This window comes from Microbacterium tenebrionis, assembly GCF_903645325.1.
Classification (GTDB): domain Bacteria; phylum Actinomycetota; class Actinomycetes; order Actinomycetales; family Microbacteriaceae; genus Microbacterium; species Microbacterium tenebrionis.
This window is the reverse complement of record NZ_CAHJXQ010000015.1, coordinates 19,257-37,620: the sequence shown is the minus strand read 5'-3', so window position 1 is coordinate 37,620 and position 18,364 is coordinate 19,257. Positions and strand designations below refer to the sequence as shown.

The following is an 18,364-nucleotide window of genomic DNA, read 5'->3' as shown; positions in this document are numbered from 1 at the left end:
GGGGGGCGGGGGCGCGGTGTGAGGGGGCCCACCCCCGCCGGTGCGCTTCTGGCGACCGGGTTCGGATACGATCCGGCGACGCACGACGGTGACCTGGCGACCGTCCGCCGGGTGATGCCGCTCGCCCGCGATCTCCGGCGCATGGGCTCAGCGGCCCTCGACCTCGCGTACGTCGCGGCGGGGCGGCTCGACGGCTACTTCGAGCGCGGACTGAAGCCGTGGGACTTCGCCGCGGGGGCGCTCCTCGTCGAAGAGGCGGGTGGGCTGGTCACCCGCATCGACACGGCATCCGCCCGTCCCATGATCATCGCTGCGGGGCCCGAGCTGCACGCCCGTCTGTCGGCTGTGCTCGAAACATGAATTCAACCGCGGCGCGCATGACTTTCCCAGTGGCGCCGCGGTAGGGTTTATCCGTTCGTTACCGGCGCAACCCGAATGCGCAGGTCCCCCGAGTTCGACGAGTCACCCGAGAGACTGCATTGCCCTTCGACACCTCCCCGGCTGAGTCTGTGCCCACGCGCCGCTCCAGCCGTCACCGGAACGCGGACTCCGCGACCTCGGTGACCATCGAAGAGGCGTCGCCGGCAGCTCCCTCCGATGTTCCGGTTTCGCCGCTGTCCCGCCGCGCGCTGCGCGAGCGCATGCGCGCCGCCGCGACCGAGATCGTCGTCGAAACGGTCATCGAGGAGCCGGCCCCGACCGCGATCGCGTCCGACTCCGTCGACGACCCAGTGCTCGCGGAGGACGCCTTCGTCGCGGCATCCAGGGCTTTCGCGGCCGTCACCAGCAGCCTCCCGGTCGCTCAGGCCCCGTCGGTGCAGCGACTGCCCAACGCGGCCACCGAGATCCATACGGCCTCGCGTCGCGCTGGACGCCGCCGCAAGGTCTTCGCGGCCGGAGCCACCGTCGGCATCATGGGGATCGCGGGGATGCTCGCCGTCTCGATGACCCTTCCGGCCGAGGCGCTCGCCGCGGCTCAGGGCGGTCAGACCTCCGCCGCGATGTCGTTGGTCGCGGCATCCCAGAGCGTTTCCTCCTCCGAGACCGACGAGATCCAGGCGTACGTCGCATCGTCCGACGTCCAGAACGAGGCCATGCAGCGTTCGGAGGGCTTCTCGGCGGCATCGCTGATCGACCTTGCCGCCGAGCAGGGCATCTCGTACTCCAACCGGATCTACACCAACGACCCGACGGCGGCGATCCAGTGGCCGTTCATCGTCGGTGTCGGCATGAGCTACGGGTACGGCATGCGCAACGGCACGCTGCACGAGGGGCTCGATCTGCTCCCCGGCGATGGCGCCCCTGTGCAGTCGATCGCCGACGGCAAGGTCCGCATCGCGACCGAATCCGGCGGCAACTACGGCGTCACGGTCTACATCGATCACATGATCGACGGGAAGCTCATCACGAGCCACTACGCGCACATGCAGTACGGCTCGCTGCAGGTCGTGGCGGGTCAGACGGTCGAGGTCGGCGACATCATCGGCAAGGTCGGCAACACCGGCCGCTCGTACGGTGCGCACATGCATTTCGAGCTCATCGTCGACGGCTCGACGATCGATCCGCTTCCCTGGTTCAGCGAGAACGCCGGGAGGAACGACGGGGTCTCCCCGGTTTCGTGAGAACGCCGAAGTGATGGTATTCTCGTGTGGTTGCCTTCACGGGTGACAACGCCCCGATAGCTCAGTGGCAGAGCACTTCCATGGTAAGGAAGGGGTCGTCAGTTCAATCCTGACTCGGGGCTCGCAGCTTCCGCCTCACCGGCGGAAAGCCGTGCGGCAGGGTAGCTCAGTTGGTGAGAGCGCACGACTCATAATCGTGAGGTCGCGGGTTCAAGCCCCGCTCCTGCTACTTCGTTCCACCTTGATACACGCGGAAATCCGCGGAAATCGAGGACGTGTATGTGGAACACAGATGGGCCCCGACAAGGGGCCCGATCCGTTTTTGGTCCGTTTATCGCCGAGAACGAGGCCGATCGCGAACCTCCTGCGCAGGTGCTACCGGTTCGTACGAGCACCCCCGAACACGATCCGGTTAACACCGGGTATGTGCTCGGCATGACGGACATCACGATCGCTCGACTGCTCACCACCGACGAGGTCGCGGAGATCCTCCAGGTCTCCAAACGGACCCTCGAATCCTGGCGGATCACCGGAGACGGGCCTGCTTGCATCAAGGTCGGCAAGCACGCGCGGTACCGCGAGGCTGACGTTGCCGACTGGATCAACGCGCAGACACCGATCGCTCCGACGGCGAGCAAGGGCGCAGCCTGATGGGTCGCCGGCCACTGAAGGTCGGCGAGCTCGGCAGCGTGACCTTCACCCCCGTCCGCGGCGGGTTCCGGGCGCGCTGCCGAACTCGAGACGCCGGCGGAAACGATCGACGCCCGTCTGCGATCGGTGAGACTGAGGCCCTCGCCTTGATGGCACTCAAGGCCGAGGTCCTCCGCATGGTGTTCGGAGCGGAGTCCCTGAGCGAGGACACGCCCCTCTCCGTCCTCTTCGGGCTCTGGATTGAAGACCGCGACGGCGCGATCCGCAAGCAGTCCGTCCGGATCTATAAGAGCACGATCTCATGGCTCGACCCCCTCATCGGCGCCATCCCGATCGGCGAAGCTCGGCAGCCTCTGCGAGTGAAACGCATGCTGAAAGCCGTCGAGGAGGCGCGAGGAGAAGCCGCGCTGCAGCAGGCCCGAGTGGCGCTCAACGGAGCCTTCGCCATGGCGATCGAGAACGGAGTCATCGAGCACAACCCCATGAGGTCCCTTCGCCGTCAGCAGAAGAAGCGGAAGGTGCCGAAGAGCCTCACGGTCGCACAGGTGGACCTCGTTGATCCGCAGTCCGGAGCCGAGCATGATCTCGATGACCCACCCGAGCACGTGCAGGGACTCGCGGGACCATTTGGCGATTCGAGCTTCGCGTCGCACCACCGCTTCACGGAGCACCTCGGTGCGCCGATGGCGTGACCAGATGGATACCGCGCGAGCATGGGAGAGACAGAATTCTCCGGATGCGAGATCTCCGCAGTCCCGCACGATCCTGCCCGGTGGAACACGACGACCCTGAAGGATCACCGTGAACGAACGGCTCGCAACGGACGCGGCAGCCGCGGCCGCTCAGGACTGCAGTTGCGCCCCCACCGCCGCGGAGCGTGACTCCCTCTGGGGGAGGACAATCACGCGGCGCAGTGCCTTCGCGCTCGGCGCGCTCGGAGTCGTCGCCCTCGCCGCATTCGGTGTCTCCTCTGGAGTGTCCGCTGCGTATGCGGACTCCTATCCGAGCTGGGACGATGTGCAACGCGCCAAGAACAACGAGGCCGCCAAAGCGGCTGAGGTGACGCGCATCGAAAGCCTGATCCAGTCCCTGACCCAGAACGTCGCCGAGACGGAAGCGGCCGCGAAGACGGCGTCCGACGAGTTCTTTGCAGCACAACAGGAGTACTTCGCTGCGATCACCGAAGCCGAATCCCTGCAAGCTCAGGCGGACGAACAAGCCAAGATCGCCGATGAATCCGCTCGCCGAGCCGGCCAGGTCGCCGCCCAGCTATACCGGAGCGGGGGCGACGACACCGCCCTCGAGCTGTTCTTCTCCGGCTCCGGCGCGAACGCCGACGAACTCCTGTCTCGGCTCGGCACGATGGAGAAATTCCTCGAGTACAACCAGTCGATCTTCGACAAGGCCGCCTCGTCACGCAATGCTGCGCAGTCCCTCTCCGATCAGGCACAGGTAGCACGTGACGAGCGTGACCGTCTTCAGCGGATCGCTGAACAGAAAATGGAAGCTGCTCAGCAGGCGGCAGAGGCAGCGCGGATTGCGCTCGACGAACAGACTGCGAATCTCGACACGATGAAGGCCCAGCTGGCCGCTCTCACAGACACCACCACGCAAACCGTTGCCGGGTACCAGGCTGGTGTCGCGGCACGAGAGGCTGAGGAGAGGGCGCGCCGCGAGCGGGAAGCTGCGGAAGCCGCCGCCAACGGAGGAGGCAACGGGGGAGGCGGTGGAACCGCAGGCAGCGGCGGATGGGTCCGTCCCCACGGAGGAGCTCGCAGCTCGAGCTACGGTCCTCGAACGCCGATGTGCGGGCCGCAGGGCTGTTCGTCGAGCTACCACTACGGCGCCGACCTTGCCAACGGATGCGGCGCGGCGATCTACGCTGCCAATTCGGGGACCGTGGACTATGCCGGCGCCAACGGTGGCTACGGAAACTACGTTCGCATCCAGCATGGCGGGGGAGTCGGCACCGGCTACGCGCACATCAGACCCGGGGGGATCATTGTGCGACAAGGGCAGTGGGTGAACTCGGGGCAAGTGATCGCATATGCAGGTGATACGGGACGTTCCTTCGGATGCCACCTGCACTTCGAGGTCTACATCAACGGCGGATACACCAACCCCGTGAGGTTCATGGAGGAGCGCGGCGTTTACGTCTGATAACGCCGCCCGACTGCCTGCTCATCGGAGGTCTTGCACTCCTGTGGGACCGAGCTCGAGTGCACGCCCTTTCAGCGCCTAATGGCCATCGTCTCGTCGGAACCTCAAGGTCACGAGAGACCGGAGTAAGAGTGCAGGCCCTGAAAGTACATGTTGACGATCGTGAAGTTGAACAGCACAGCGACGAAGCCGACGATGGACAACCACGCCGAGGGGGATCCGCGCCAACCGCGGGTAGCTCTGGCGTGGATGTAGCCGGCGTAGAGCACCCAGATCACGAACGTCCAGACCTCCTTGACGTCGAAGCCCCAGTAGCGGCCCCACGAGTCGTTCGCCCAGATCGCGCCGGCGATCAGGGTAAAGGTCCAGAACATGAATCCGACGATCGCGAACCGGTACGCGAGAGTTTCCAGCGCATCCGCCGCGGGCAGCGTGTTCAGGAAGCTCGACCGGGGAGTTCGGTGAGCGTCGGTCGACGCTCGTGCGAGTCGGCGTGCCTTCCGGTTCTGCAGTAGTTGTGTGATGGATATGCCGCATGCGATGGCGAACAACGCGGTGGCGAGGGATGCGACGAAGACGTGGATGACGAGCCAGATGCTCTTGAGGGGATCCATCAACGGGACGACCTCGACGTAAAAGCTGATCGTGGCGCCACCGAGAAGGAGCACGATCATGCCGATAAGGAACGCGCCGAGGAAGCGGAGGTCGTAACGTCGTAGTACGGCGATGTAGACGGCGACGATCAGGACGGTGCCAGTGAGGGCGAACTCGTACATGTTCGCCCAGGGGACGCGTTCGGCGGCGATGCCGCGGGTGACGGTTCCGGCCAGATGGAACACGAATGCGAGCGCCGTCAGCGAGGTCCCGATTCTCGCCCACAACAGGCGCGGCCTCTGCGACGGCGGAACCAGGATACTGTCTGGTGACTCCGGCGGATCCTGAAGGTCCAGAGGCGCGGGAGTGCGTGCGGGACTGCCTGCTCCGGTGAGCTCCCGTTCACGTTGCGGCACGGTTGTGCGGGCGGCGCGTTGGGCGAGGTCGATAGTGAAGGCGACGAACGCCAACAGATAGGTGGCGATGGCAGTCCAGACGAGCAGAAGGGAGATGCTGTCGAGGGAGAGCGGGTCGACGTCATTCATTGCGAATCATGCTCCAGATCAAGGGGGCGGTTACGGGCGAGTGTGTGGTGGGCCGGCGGGAGGGACATATCAGCCTGCGTTCGCTTCGAGCCAGCTCAGCGAGTCAACGGCTTGTCCGTCGATGTACACCTCGAAATGGAGGTGGTTTGCGGTAGACCGTCCGGTGCTGCCGACGAGGCCGATCAGTTGTCCCGCCGATACGGTCTGGCCGACGCCGACCTGACGGCTTCCGGTGCGCATGTGCGGGTACACGGTGCTGACGCGCCTTCCGTTCACGACCGATTCCAGGACGATTGCAACACCATACGCGGAGTAGCTATCCTGGGAGACCCGCACGACCCCGTCGAGTGCCGCGAAGACGGGTGTCCCGCCCTCGGCCAACATGTCGGTGCCCATGTGCGCACCGGCGCGTGCCCCGAAGCGGTCGCCGACCGTGAAGGGTCCGCCCAAGGGCCAGCGCACGAGACCGCTTCCTGGGGAGACCATGCTGAAGTCGAAGCGGGTCGAGGCGGCCTGGGCGTTGGCTGTCGCTCTGGCGGCGGCAGCCTCGTCAGCCTTCTTCTTCGCGATCTCATCTGGCGTCGTCGCCGAGAAGGTGCCCCGCTGGAGCGGAGTCGGCGATACATCGGAGGCGACAACCAAGGATTCTGACTCTTCCGCGGCGACCTGTTGAAGAGTCAGCGAATCTGCGGCATCCACGGGAGGGCTCGCATACGCGGGAAGGGCGAAGGCGGCGACAAGCGCGCCCACCGCAGTAAAGATCGTCGCCTTCTGCGCGGACCGGTTGACGCGTGACTTCTGGCGGGATCGCCGTAGCACCTTGCGGTGACGCGATCTTGGACGGACGGGGCCCTGATCGTTGCGACGGAGAACTCGCCGCGTCGTCGTGTGGTTCTGGGGCAGGGTCGACGGGGGCGAGCCGGTATCGACATGCGTGCTCTTTCGTGGGCGGTGTATCTTCACAGTGACTTCTCCGGTGTCTCGTTTCGCAGCCCGGCCGCGTGATGCATCGCGAGATCGTCGACCGCGCGCTGCAGAGCCGGGTCATCCCCTCGTGCAAGCCCCGCATACTCGATTCGCACGCCAGATGCGCTCGGTTGCGCCTTGACCCAGAGACGACGGCGAGGAACGAAGAGTCCAGCGAAGAGCCCCAGCGTTGCGAGTACGGAGAATCCCAGCACCCAGCCGCTACTGGGATCGTTCTGTATCTGAAGCGATGCAAACCGCTTCACCGGCTTATCTTCGGAGACGGACTCCCATGTCACCGTCCCCCAACCCTTCGGCAGATCTACCGTTGCGCCAGGGGTCAGCTCGAGGGAGTCCTGACTGCTCTCCCCGCCGGTGTGCTGGGTGAGCCCACTCACGTCGAGCGTGTACACGGACCGTGGCGTGCCGTCGTCGATGCCGAGATCACCGCTGAAGACGTTGAACGTCAGTACTGGCTTGACGACGTCCGGGTAGATCGAGGTGTATGCGCCCGAGTCCAGCACGCCGCGTGTGGGATAGAAGAACCCGACGAGCCCGACTTGCTCGGGCAGACCATCCGGAACCTTGATGATGCCAAGCGACGTCATGTTCGAGTCCTGAGGTAGGAAGGGCTGCGATTCGCTGTAGACGACCTCTCCGTCGGCGTTGCGGACAGTGATCGTGGGGGCGTAGCCGTTCCCGAGCAAGAAGATTCGGTCGCCTTCGACAGTGATCGGGTAGTTCACGATCACGTTCTGCTTGCGGTCTTCCCTGCCGAACTGGCGGATCGTGACCTGCGCGTCGAAATCTCCGGCTTGTCCTGCTCCTGCGCTCCCCGGAAGTCGGTACGAGACCCCGAACGTGTCGAGTGTCAGTGAGTAGGGGGCAAGACCTGTGCCGTCGACGAAGCGTCCCGGGTTGAAGGAGGAGTAGTCGCTGAGCGCGTTGACGAAGGTCGTGCCTTCCACGACGACGCGTTGCCCGGTGTAGGCGAACGATCCTCCGATCGCGACGGAGACGAGAACACCGACGAGGGCGAGGTGGAAGATCAGGTTGCCCGTCTCTCGCAGATATCCCCGTTCGGCGGACACGGAGAAGGTGCCGCGCGCATCATAGCGCTCCACCCGGTATCCGGCTTTCCGCAACTGTTCTGCGGCGAGGTCGACCGCGGTCGTCGCCGTGACGTCGCCGGCGCCCGGGAGGGTAGCCTCGGCGAATGCTGGCAGCCGATTGAGCCTGGCCGGGGTGCGGGGAGGGCGCGAGCGCAGCGCTTTGTAGTGGTACTTTGCGCGCGGAATGACACACCCGATCAGCGAGGTGAACAACAACAAGTAGATCGCGGAGAACCAGGGCGAGAGGTACACGTCGAACAGTCCGACGGCATCTGCGATCGGGAACGCATCTGGATTGTTTCTCTCCCATTGGGTGACGCCATTCGGATCGGCACTGCGCTGCGGGAACAGCGACCCGGGGACCGCGGCGATGGCGAGCAGGAGGAGCAGAAGGAGCGCGGTGCGCATGCTGGTCAACTGGCGCCATGCCCAGCGGAGCCATCCGATGAACCCTAAATGTGGTTGGGCGATCTCGCTAGGAACGGCAGCGTCGGCATGATCGCTGGGGCGCAGCGGATCTGTCGTCGTTTCCGTTCGGAGATCAGATCGGGAGGGGGACATTGATCACCACCTGTTGCAGTTGGGACATCAGCGTCGTCCACGCCCCGGTCACCATGAGCACGCCGAGGGCGATAAGCATTGATCCGCCGACTATGTTCAAAGCGCGGACATGACGACGCAGGAATGTCACGGACCGAGACGCCCAGCCCCATCCAGCAGCGAGGACAAGGAAAGGGATGCCCAGGCCCAGCGAGTACGCGAGTCCCAACAGCCCCGCGCGGGCTGGGTCGCCGAGATTCCACGACATCGAGATGATTGCGGCGAGAGTCGGGCCGATGCATGGAGTCCACCCGACTCCGAGAGCGAATCCGAGCAGCGGTGCCCCGATCAGGCCGGTTCTGTTCTGAATTCGTGGGCGAACGTTCCGCTGGGCGATGCCGAAGAAACCGATGAAGACGAAACCGAGAACGATGATGACAACGCCGAATGCCCGGGTGAGGACGTTGGCGTATTGCAGGAGCACGAGACCGAAGGCGCCCCCAAGCACCGTCACTGCGACGAAGACGACCGTGAAACCGGCAATGAAGAGCACAACACCCGCAAGAAGTCGGGCACGTTCGGGCGCCACTGCTCGGTCCCGCCTAGACTGGCCCACCGGTGCGATCGTCGCGCTTCCCAGATATCCGAGGTACCCCGGGACAAGCGGTAAGACGCACGGGGAGACGAACGACACCAGGCCCGCCAGGATTGCGACCGGAATGGCGACCCAGAGGGCGCCGTCGACAATCATTGCTCCGGGACTCACGGTACATCCTCGTCGAGGGTGTCACTGACCAAGGTCGACAGAATCGACGCACTGGCCAGCTGCCCGATGATCCGCGCGGCCACCCGTCCTTGCCTGTCGATGACGAGGGTCGTCGGAGTAGCCTGAATCGGCGTGGCCTGGGCAAAGGCAAGCTTGACTCTTCCGTCAACGACGTCGATCACACTCGGGTATGTGACACCGTTGTCTTTGGCGAATGAGAGCGCGGTGGCCGGCTGGTCGTAGGTGTTGACTCCGAGGAAGGATACGTCATCGTTCTGGTACTCCTGCCAGACCTGCTCGAGGAGAGGCGCTTCGACGATGCACGGACCACATGCCGCGTACCAGAAGTTGACTACCAGCACCTCGCCGCGGTAGCCGTCACTGGAAACCGACGTGCCTATCTCCGTGACACCATCGAACACGACCGGCTCGCCGCGTTCCGATTCGGGAATCTCCACGACCTGAAAGTCGCCGGCTATATATCCCTTCTCATCGCCGGCGCGGTACTGCTGCGCAAGGGAGTCATTCGGGGCGCAGGCGCCGAGCACGCTGAGGACGAGCACCGTCGTCAGCGCCGTGAGCGCCCGGCGGCGATACGCACTGCGTCTGTTAATACCGTAGGGGCGGGCGGGGGAATCTGTTTGTTCGAGGCTCATGTGAAGTCCAGGGATTGGTCCGGTTCACGGACGACGAGAGAATCGTGCGATGAGGGAAGCGGCTCTATGAGCTAGCGCATCGGAGTGCCTCCGGTTCGCAGCGAGGTGAGCGAGATCTATCCGGTCGGCTACGAGGGCGGCACCTCGCAAGGTGGCACGGTCTACGACTGTGACCGCAGTGACAGCGAGACCGGCGGGTACCGCGAGCTCAGGTTCGCGACACGCTCAACTGTGTCAGCGACGGCGCGATCGTCCGAAATCGGGAGGGTGCCACCACTGCGCATGGCGGGGCAATAAGGCTGGGCACGCGATCACGCACCTGCGGACGGTTCCACAAGCGGCGCGCGAGAATCGTGACAAGAAGTCCGCACAGTAGGCCGAGGGCGCACAGGGCGGACCCGGTGGAGGCGCGTGACCACCCGGAGTGCGTGCCCACCATAAGATCGGTGTTCGCGGGAGCGTCTGCCGTGGTGGTCTCTTCTTCTGTTGCGGCGTCCGTCAACGAGCCGTGAAGTGCAATGTTCGAGCCGGTGTTGTAGGCGTCCGTGGCTCTTTCAGCGCTCGCGCATGCGAGACCGAGGGCGAAGAGTAAAGCCGTGCACACTGTGAGAATGAGACCCGTTATCAGGGCACGCGCGGGTGACCGCCCGAGAGCGGGGAAGCGTGCCGGTGATGCCATCACTGCGAGCATATCCCGGCGATCGCGTCGCGCTCGAACTCGCGAGTGACAATTGATTGACCCCAGAGAGAGGCGAGGGTCCGCAGTACCCGCGGCGCGGGGGCATCCATCCATCGATCACGCACCCCGACTACCTACCGGTCTTCTCCTGCAGCCATGCCACAGGGTCGACCTTCTCGTTCTCAGCCGTGATCTCCAGGTGTAGGTGTGCCCCGAAGCTCCTGCCTGTATTGCCGACGAGACCGACCTTCTGTCCTGCGCTGACCTGCTGTCCCTCGGACACCATCAACGAACCGTACTGCATGTGGGCGTAGCGGCTGAAGACGGTACGACCATCGACAACGTGTTCGATGTACACGGTCACGCCGAAGGCGCCGCCTTGTTCCGTGGCGATGGGTACCACTCCATCGGCGATCGTCTGGATCTCCGCTCCCTCCCCGGGAGCAAAATCGGCGCCCTCATGCTGCCGACCCCCACGGGGACCGTAATTGGACGAGGTGGGAACGCCGACCGGGAACGGCCACTGCACTGCGGCGCTCGGGTCGGCGAGGATGGCGCCGGTGAAGTGTCTGGTTCCCGCCACGGCGGCGAGATCCGGGACCGAAGCGACGCTGAAGCCGCCTTGTCTGTCCAACTGTTCGGTGCGTATCTCGCCCGGAGTGACGAAGGCTCGGATCTGATCATCCGAAACCTGCGTCGTCTCCACGGGGTGCGGTACCGGCTTGCGGTATCCAAGCTTGGGCCACCTGCGACGGTGGCGGGGATGGTCATCCCGACCGCGAACGATCCTGCCACCGCCAGAACGCCGATGGCCAACAGCTTCCTGCCGACGCGATTACCGGCAAGGGTAGACATTGTCAACTGCCTCGACCGCACAGGGGTGCGTGGGGAGACGGAGGGCGCCAGCGGGGTCTCGGGGCCGGTCTCCCGGTTAGGGGAGGTCCTGGTCCGCGCCTCGTCCGACTGGAGGGGCGATTGCTCGCTCACACTCGGGACGGATACCGCACGCTGCCGCCGGAGGGCGGCACGGGTGAGTGGATGTTCCTCGTCCGCCGGCTCAGCGGCGTGCGTATCCGGTCTGCCGGTGCGATCACGACGCAGACGCTTCTCGGGACTCGAGAGGTGGGGTCGGGGCGAAGTCAAGGTGCGGGTCTCCTCTCCAGCGGGTGGGGTCGACGATCGGGTTGACGTCGACGAAAATCGATGAATCCTGCGATGGCGACGAGCGCGAGCGCCGCCGCGGGCACGAGCAAGGACAGCCAAGGGCCGAGGGTTACGCCGGCCGTCAGCCCCGTGCGCAGCGGAACCGTGGTGATGTTGGCAGCCGCGACGTCGACGCCGATCGTGTCGACGGTTTTCCCTGCAGGATCGATGACTTGGCTGGTTCCGACCGTGGAGACATTGATCACCGACCTGCCTGTCTCGATCGCCCGCATTCGCGCGAAGGCGAGCTGCTGCAGGTTCTCGTCGGAGCCGCGGAAGTCGGCGTTGTTCGTCTGGAACACGTAAAGCCCCGCGCCGCCCTCGACGCCGGCGCGGATCACGTCGTCGAAGATCACGTCGAAGCAGATCGCCAGGCCCACACGTGTTGTGCCCACGGTCACGACGGGTGGGTTCGTCCCGGGGGTGTATTCGCGTTGGATGAGACCGACCAGATCTGGCGCGATCTTCTCATACAGCCATCGGTCGGGCACGTACTCGCCGAAGGGCACCGGGTTCACCTTGTCGTGAAGCTGAGGTTTGTCTGCTCCGGGCGTCCACAGGATCGAGGTGTTGAAGGTCTTCTCTCCGCGGGCGGTTGCAGCGTTGACCAGGAGCGGTGCTCCGGCAGCAGTGGCGATCTGGTCCAACTTCGTGGCGGTGTCGCGGTCGCGGAGCGGATCGGAGTCGATGGCTCCCTCCGGCCACACGATGAGATCCATCGGCTCCCCATACAGTGGCTCGGTGGCCGAGGAATATGTCCGGAGGATGTCTCCGGGTGCCTTTTCGTCGAAGTATCCGGACGGGCCGTTGCCTTGCACCCACCCGACGGTGAAGGTCCCGGCGCTGGTGGTCGGGAACTGCGGTGTCACGGCGAGGACGCCGATGATGACGACCGGGAAGATGGATCCTTGTGGGAATGTCAGGCCGCCGGCGCGAATCCACTGCACCAACGCGGCAGAAACCACAGCAACGAGGAACGACAGCCCGGTGACGCCGATCCAGGAAGCCGCTTCCGGAAACGGGCCGTTCACCTGTGTCATCCCCAGGCGCGCCCACGGGAACCCGCTGTACGGCCAGGAGCCGACGGCGACTTCGCGGGCGGTCCACAGCCCACCGATCATCACTGACACGACGACGATCTGGATCGCGCCACGACGCGGGAAACGGCGCGTCCACCGGTAGGCGAGAGCAAGGGGGATGGCCCCGAGGCCCAGTAAGAGCGTCTCCAGGCCGGAGAGAGCAAGGCGGGGCACGGGGCCTAAGAATTGGCCCACCCAGGCGAGGTGGAGGGTGTAGAAGCCGGCGCCGAACAGGAGCCCGACCGCGACGGCACCGCCGATGCTTCGTCCGATAAGGGTCGCGAGGGAGAGCGAGACACTGATGAACGCGAGCGGCCACCATCCGACGTCGGGAGTGGACAGGTCGAGGAGCACGCCGGCGACGAGGGCGAGGGGCAGTGCGATGCGCAGGCGCAGCATCGGCGCGTCGGAGAGCCTCACGGCGTGGGCTTTGAGACCGGTTGCCGGTGGCTGGGAGCGGGGGAGCTCGGTGGTCGTCATTCAGGCGTCCTTCTTATGCAGCGTCTCAAGGTAGGCGTTGTACGCATCTAACTCGGTCGTGCCGTGCACGTCTGCGTACCGGTCTTCCGCTGCAGCACGGGCTGTGTCCTCGCGGAACCATCGATGCATCACGTACACGAGCATCAGCAAGGTGGGTGCCTCCCCGTATGACCATGCCAGTCCTCCGGCGAGGCGCTGGTCCTCGAGCGGGTCGAGACCGAGAGCCTCTGTGGGTGAGACGAACTGGGTGACGAGCATGGTGGTCGCCATCATCAGGAAGACGCCGAAGAACGCGTGCAGAGCAGCTTCGGCGAAGACATCGATCGCACGCCCGCCGTGGCTGAGCCGCATTGGTAGCGGGTCTGAGCTGAGCACGGGGATGGTGAACAGGACCCCGGCGACGAGGAATGCGACCTCGAGTGCCATATGGCCCCCGATGGTGGCGAGGATGCGGTCAGCGAGGCCTGCCAGATACAGGCCGTAGAACGCCGCCAGATAGATCGGCAGGGCCAACCAGGGGCTGAGTACCCACCGGGCTGCACGGCTACGCAACCCGGCGTGTGCTGCTCGAAGAACAACCCGTCCCACCCCGCGGTGAGGGGTGGCGCGCAGAAGGAGGGTCCCGGGGGAGCCGAGCACCAGCAGAGGAGGGATCGCCATCATCAGCGTCAACTGCTGGAACATGAACACCGACAGCAGCGCATGTCCGTAGGCCTCGACGCCAAGGCCGGTGGTACCGGCAAGTAGCACGCATCCCAGGAGGAAGCTGGCCGTGCGCCACACGGGCCACCGTCGCCCGTGGCGCCATAGACGGATCGCACCCGCCAGGTACACCACGGCCAGGACCGTCGCCAGCATCGGCAACACAGGAAGGGGGCCAGGAAGCACAGCGAAGTAGTCGGCGAGCGTCGGAGGAGATTCCGGGATCCAGGGGCTCATCGAACAGACCTCACAGCCTGGATATCGACGAGCTCCGCAGGCATCGTCGATGGACACCACCGGGCACAGCGGACGTCGCCACGGCAGCGGGCAGCTCCGGTGACGTGCACGGGTGGGCGAGCCGGGATCATCGCGGTGTTATTGCCTCCTTCTTGGCGCACCTTGCACGGGGCGCAGCACGACGCAGCAGACGATGTTGTCGACTGTCACGGCCTCGGGACCTTGACCAAACTCCCCGCAACGAGGAAGAGCACCGCAGCGGCGGGCTGCACCCCGATCCAGACGGGCCCCGTGAACGGGAACGGAAGCACAGGGTTCCAGATCACCGCTACGGCGACGAACACGGGGATCCACCACCATTGCCGTGCCTGGAACGCGAACCAACTGACTATGATCGCGAGGATCGAGGTCACGAACAGCACGACCGTCGACCAACTAGTGGTCAGCAGGACTGGTGCGAGGAAGAGCACTGCGGCAGCGATCAGGCTCGGAGCGAGCGCATTACGCTGATAGACGGATGGGGCGCGTTTCTTCTGCGTCATGATCCGTACACCTGGGCATCCTCGGCCGGTACGGACGTGGCGCCGGGCTCTTGTGATGCGGCCCGCCGGCGAATCCAGAGCCCGAGACCGAGGATGACGGCCCCAATTCCGAGGGCTATGTCGGCGAGATTGCCGATGAACCAGTTCCCGTAGGCCAGGAAGTCAGTCACATGTCCGCGTCCGAATCCGGGCGGGGAGAACAAGCGATCCAGGACGTTGCCGATGGCGCCACCAAGGATGAATCCGATTCCGGTAGCCCACCAGATGCTTCGCGAGCGCTTCGCTGCGACGAACAGCGTGACCGTGATTCCCACGCCGAGGACGGTCAACACCCATGTCACCTCGGATCCGAACGACAGGAGCGCACCTGGATTGAACGCGAGTTGCAAGCCGAGCAGGTCGCCCAGCAGTGGGATGCGCTCCGACTCGCTCAGCTCGGCAAGCGCGGCGGCCTTGCTCGCCTGATCAATGAGCACGACCAGCCCAGCGACGATGAACGCGACGGCGTATGGTGGCGTCTTCTTCTTATCCATCGGTTGAGCGCCCCTCTTTCGATGCGGCCTCGGCTCGATCTCGACGGCGCCGTTCGCGGGCAACCAACAGGGCACCGACCGCTCCCGCGGCGAGAATAAATCCAAGACCCGCCACAAAGACAACGCCAAGGAATCCGAGATCACCGCGCTCCGATCCCTGTTCATCAACCAGTTCCTGGTGCGGCTTGTCCGTGGATTCGGTCGGGGTCGGGGTCGGCGATAGCGTTTCTGTGGGAGCTGGCGTGGAACTGGCAGACCAGTTGGACGACGACGCCGCCGCGGCTTCAGCTCCGATGAACAGCAACCCGGCGCTGAGTGCCGCAACTACGACGGCCAGACGAAACGTCGACTTCCGTCTGGACGCGGTCGAGTGGGGCGTACGTGATTCGTGGGATTCAAAAGTCGAAGAGGTCACCAAGGAACCCTTCACGGCCACGACCACGCTTATGGCCACCATGGTTGTCGCGGCGGCGGTCTCGATAACTCGCATCAGGCGTCAGCGAACCCGCGCTGCGGTCGATGATCTTGTCGAGTTCGCCGCGGTCTAGCCACACGCCACGGCATTGTGGACAGTAGTCGATCTCAACGTCGGATCGGTCGGCGACCACCAGATCAGCGCCGTCAACAGGGCATTTCATCATGATTCTCCTTGGGTAGGTCTTCGGACATTGGGTGCTTCGAACTCGTCACGCGTGAGTCGCGTGCTCGTCGGGGTGAGATCTTGGCTCGATCTGGAAGGTGGAATGCTCGACGCTGACCGCGAAGTGCTCCGCAACACACTCCTGAAGCGAACGGAGAAGCGCAGACGACGCCTCCTGCGAGAGTTCATCGTCGACCACGACGTGTGCACTCAGGGTGGGCAGGTCGGTGGACACCTGTGAGGCGTGCAGATCGTGCACGTCGACGACGTGAGGCAACTCGCGCAGATGCCGGCGGACGTCCTCGAGGTCCAGCCCAGGTGGCGTGGACTCGAGAAGAACGCTCCCGGATGCACGCAGCAGAATAAGGGTGCGCGGAATGATCAGCAGCGCGATCACGATGCCCGCAACCGCATCCGCTCGGTACCAGCCGAGCGTCGCTATCAGGATCGCGCTGACGATCACTCCGACGGATCCGAGTGCATCATTTAAGACCTCGAGGAACGCCGCACGCATGTTGAGATTCGCCTTGCGTCCACTCATGAGGACAAACAGGGAAGCGATGTTGGCGAGTAAGCCGACGATCCCGAAGAACAGCAAGCTGCCGGATGCGATCTCCGGGGGCTCGAACAGGCGCCGCACTCCTTCGACCAGTGCGAAGATCCCGACGCCGAGAAGGAGCGCCGCCTGAGCAAGTGCACCGAGGACCTCCGCTCGGCGCAGGCCCCAGGTATGCCGGGCGGACGGTTCCCGATTCATCAGGTGTGCCGCGGTGACGGCAAGGGCAAGGCCGATCACGTCGGTCAGCATATGGGCAGCATCAACAAGCAGCGCAAGGCTGCCGGTGATGACTGCTCCAACGACTTCGATGATAAAGACCATCGACGTGATGGCGAACGCGATCAGCAGACGCCGCCGAGGTGTCCCGACCGACGCGTGATCATGTTGGACGCCCATATGCTTCTCCTCTTGCCTAGGGGCGATTCATAATGCGCCGTGCGATCGAGACTGCGTCCCGCTGCGCACCGGCAAAGCTGTCTGACCCCGGTCTGCTGTAACCGGGGATGCCCGCCACGAACAAGCCCGGCATGGAAGTCGTTCCGAATCGCCCGCGGCTGGCTCCTGAGCCACGGACTACTGGAGGAAGCCAATCATCACCGGGTAGATACCCGGTGGCGAAGACCACGGACTGCGGCTTCGCTCGCATGCCGTCCTCGAAGATGACGTATCCCCCGTCAGCGCCATGAGCGGGCGGCGCTATCGACACTCCGTGTTGTTGCAACTCTGCGTGCACAGCTCCGTCCAGTGGCGTGGAGCGCCGGTGCGCAAGCCACGACCAACGTCTCGTGTCCTGTTCGCGATTTGGGCGGCCCCGGGATCGGGTCGACAGCGTGACGCTGTGTGAGTGGGCGAGTTCCCGTGCGATCTGCACTCCGCTGTCCCCACCGCCGATGATCAGCACGTCGCCGTGGGGAATCTGTCGAGGAAACTGATAGTCGGCACTGTGTATTGCCGCGCCTGGAACAGCGAGGTCCGCAGCCCAGGCCGGGATCCAAGGTCGGGATGAAGAACCCGTCGCGCACACCACGTTGCGGGTTTGAACCTGCCCCTCGCTAGTCGAAAGCAGGAGAGTCGAGCCGCTGCCACGAGGATCTACGCTAGCGGCGCGGATACCCCACATCACGGCCACGCCGAGCGAAGCTTCGACCGCGGCGAGGTACTCCTCCATTTCGTCCGCACGTGGACGTCGGGATGGGTCGCCGGGAAGCGGTCGGCCGGCGATCGCGCTGTGGTGCGCATCGCTGAGGAGCACCATGGAATGCCAGCGTGCGGCCCACGAGCGTTGGCCGTTCGTGTTCGCGTCGATGACGGTGAAATCCTTCTGCGGGATCAGACCACTGCTTCTGAGCGCGCCCGCGACTGCCAGCCCGGTATGTCCGGCGCCGACAATGATCACACGACGGTGTGACAGTCCCAGAATCGTCACTGCGTCTCCAACGCGGCCTTGATGGCGTTCTCCAGGTCGTCGAACTGCTGCAACTGGAGCTTCTCTCCATCGACGTAGAACGTCGGGGTGCTGTCGACTCCGAGGGCCTGGCCGTCGTTGAAGTCCACATCGATGCGTGCGGTCGTAGCCGGGTCAGCGACGGCCTTGTCGTATGCGGGCATGTCTAGGCCCAATTGTTCAGCGAACCCGCGGAAAACATCTGCACGTGATTCCTGGGCTTCGCCCCATTCCGCTTGGGTTTCGAACAATTCGCGGTACATGTCATCGAGTCGTCCCTGTTGCGCGGCGGCTTCGGCGGCGAGGGCAGCGTTCCTCGAGTTCAGGTGACCCGGGAGGGGAAAGTAACGGACGACGTAGGTGATCTTCCCGTCGTGCTTTGCCCTCAGATCCTCCACGATCGGGTAGAAGGCGCCGCAGGCTTCACACTCGAAGTCCAGGAACTCGACCACGGTGATGGCACCTTCACCGCCGTCGTCGAGCACATGCGAGTTCTCGCGCTGGACGGGCGCGGAGGGGGCGGAACCGTCGGAGGTGGGCGGCTCCTTTCCGTTCTGATTGACGATGACGACGACGAACACGATGAGCATCAGCACTACGACGACTGCAGCAGTGACGATGCCGGCTTTCACACCAGGTTTCAACGGGTACTCC

General features: G+C 64.6%; 19 protein-coding genes, 2 tRNA genes and 1 pseudogene. 8 read left to right on the top strand and 14 right to left on the bottom strand.

The window, feature by feature from the left end; all coding sequences use genetic code 11:
* The 7 genes from HWX58_RS14160 to HWX58_RS14130 form a co-directional block, all read left to right on the top strand.
* A partial coding sequence (locus tag HWX58_RS14160) for an inositol monophosphatase family protein (RefSeq protein ID WP_284690614.1) occupies positions 1 to 360 on the top strand: 360 nt, incomplete at its 5' end.
* 149 nt (positions 361 to 509) lie between these two features.
* Positions 510 to 1,622, top strand: a complete 1,113-nt coding sequence (locus HWX58_RS14155) for a M23 family metallopeptidase (protein WP_250646274.1) — start codon at positions 510 to 512, stop codon at positions 1,620 to 1,622.
* A 50-nt stretch (positions 1,623 to 1,672) separates the two neighbouring features.
* Positions 1,673 to 1,744 (top strand) — tRNA-Thr (locus tag HWX58_RS14150).
* A 33-nt stretch (positions 1,745 to 1,777) separates the two neighbouring features.
* Positions 1,778 to 1,851, top strand: a tRNA-Met gene (locus tag HWX58_RS14145).
* A gap of 206 nt (positions 1,852 to 2,057) precedes the next feature.
* Positions 2,058 to 2,273, top strand: a complete 216-nt coding sequence (locus HWX58_RS14140) for a helix-turn-helix transcriptional regulator (protein WP_175988823.1) — start codon at positions 2,058 to 2,060, stop codon at positions 2,271 to 2,273.
* 146 nt (positions 2,274 to 2,419) lie between these two features.
* The gene (locus HWX58_RS14135) at positions 2,420 to 2,965 is read left to right on the top strand and encodes a site-specific integrase (RefSeq protein WP_175988821.1); all 546 of its coding nucleotides are present in this window, start codon (positions 2,420 to 2,422) and stop codon (positions 2,963 to 2,965) included.
* Between the two features lie 109 nt (positions 2,966 to 3,074).
* On the top strand, positions 3,075 to 4,433 hold the full coding sequence (locus tag HWX58_RS14130; protein ID WP_175988819.1) for a M23 family metallopeptidase: 1,359 nt from the start codon (positions 3,075 to 3,077) through the stop codon (positions 4,431 to 4,433).
* Positions 4,434 to 4,543: 110 nt separating this feature from the next.
* On the opposite strand, the gene ccsB is transcribed toward HWX58_RS14130, so the two are convergent.
* From ccsB to lspA, 10 genes are all read right to left on the bottom strand, one after another.
* On the bottom strand, positions 4,544 to 5,572 hold the full coding sequence (ccsB, locus tag HWX58_RS14125) for a c-type cytochrome biogenesis protein CcsB (RefSeq protein ID WP_175988817.1): 1,029 nt from the start codon (positions 5,570 to 5,572) through the stop codon (positions 4,544 to 4,546).
* A 69-nt stretch (positions 5,573 to 5,641) separates the two neighbouring features.
* A complete protein-coding gene (locus tag HWX58_RS14120) occupies positions 5,642 to 6,322 on the bottom strand; it encodes a M23 family metallopeptidase (protein WP_227531105.1) in 681 nt (226 codons plus the stop codon).
* Between the two features lie 209 nt (positions 6,323 to 6,531).
* Entirely contained in the window at positions 6,532 to 8,211 is a 1,680-nt protein-coding gene (resB, locus tag HWX58_RS14115; RefSeq protein ID WP_175988815.1) for a cytochrome c biogenesis protein ResB, read from the bottom strand.
* Positions 8,192 to 8,956 carry a cytochrome c biogenesis CcdA family protein gene (locus tag HWX58_RS14110; RefSeq protein WP_175988813.1) on the bottom strand — a complete coding sequence of 255 codons (765 nt, stop codon included), beginning with the start codon at positions 8,954 to 8,956 and terminating at the stop codon, positions 8,192 to 8,194. Before HWX58_RS14110 ends, resB begins: the two co-directional genes overlap by 20 nt.
* Positions 8,953 to 9,612, bottom strand: a complete 660-nt coding sequence (locus tag HWX58_RS14105; protein ID WP_175988811.1) for a TlpA family protein disulfide reductase — start codon at positions 9,610 to 9,612, stop codon at positions 8,953 to 8,955. The genes HWX58_RS14110 and HWX58_RS14105 overlap by 4 nt, the downstream gene beginning before the upstream one ends.
* An 809-nt stretch (positions 9,613 to 10,421) precedes the next feature.
* Positions 10,422 to 10,997, bottom strand: a complete 576-nt coding sequence (locus HWX58_RS14100) for a M23 family metallopeptidase (RefSeq protein WP_175988809.1) — start codon at positions 10,995 to 10,997, stop codon at positions 10,422 to 10,424.
* A 433-nt stretch (positions 10,998 to 11,430) separates the two neighbouring features.
* Entirely contained in the window at positions 11,431 to 13,053 is a 1,623-nt protein-coding gene (gene lnt / locus HWX58_RS14095; RefSeq protein ID WP_175988807.1) for an apolipoprotein N-acyltransferase, read from the bottom strand.
* A complete protein-coding gene (locus HWX58_RS14090) occupies positions 13,054 to 13,992 on the bottom strand; it encodes a cytochrome c oxidase assembly protein (RefSeq protein WP_175988805.1) in 939 nt (312 codons plus the stop codon).
* A 206-nt stretch (positions 13,993 to 14,198) separates the two neighbouring features.
* The gene (locus tag HWX58_RS14085) at positions 14,199 to 14,534 is read right to left on the bottom strand and encodes a DUF6804 family protein (protein ID WP_175988803.1); all 336 of its coding nucleotides are present in this window, start codon (positions 14,532 to 14,534) and stop codon (positions 14,199 to 14,201) included.
* Positions 14,531 to 15,211, bottom strand: a complete 681-nt coding sequence (lspA, locus tag HWX58_RS14080) for a signal peptidase II (protein WP_250646272.1) — start codon at positions 15,209 to 15,211, stop codon at positions 14,531 to 14,533. Before lspA ends, HWX58_RS14085 begins: the two co-directional genes overlap by 4 nt.
* A 98-nt stretch (positions 15,212 to 15,309) precedes the next feature.
* On the opposite strand from lspA, the gene HWX58_RS15480 reads away from it, so the two are divergent.
* The gene (locus tag HWX58_RS15480; protein WP_368356427.1) at positions 15,310 to 15,615 is read left to right on the top strand and encodes a hypothetical protein; all 306 of its coding nucleotides are present in this window, start codon (positions 15,310 to 15,312) and stop codon (positions 15,613 to 15,615) included.
* Positions 15,616 to 15,636: 21 nt separating this feature from the next.
* Here the strand turns inward: HWX58_RS15480 and HWX58_RS15475 are convergent.
* The 4 genes and pseudogenes from HWX58_RS15475 to HWX58_RS14055 form a co-directional block, all read right to left on the bottom strand.
* Positions 15,637 to 15,705: pseudogene (locus HWX58_RS15475) on the bottom strand (TFIIB-type zinc ribbon-containing protein); the annotation flags it as partial.
* 48 nt (positions 15,706 to 15,753) lie between these two features.
* A complete protein-coding gene (locus HWX58_RS14065) occupies positions 15,754 to 16,662 on the bottom strand; it encodes a cation diffusion facilitator family transporter (protein ID WP_175988797.1) in 909 nt (302 codons plus the stop codon).
* Between the two features lie 16 nt (positions 16,663 to 16,678).
* Entirely contained in the window at positions 16,679 to 17,692 is a 1,014-nt protein-coding gene (locus HWX58_RS14060) for an NAD(P)-binding domain-containing protein (RefSeq protein WP_250646270.1), read from the bottom strand.
* Positions 17,689 to 18,354 (bottom strand): DsbA family protein, encoded by a 666-nt coding sequence (locus tag HWX58_RS14055; protein WP_175988827.1) that lies wholly within the window; start codon positions 18,352 to 18,354, stop codon positions 17,689 to 17,691. The genes HWX58_RS14060 and HWX58_RS14055 overlap by 4 nt, the downstream gene beginning before the upstream one ends.
* Between the last annotated feature and the right edge of the window lie 10 nt (positions 18,355 to 18,364).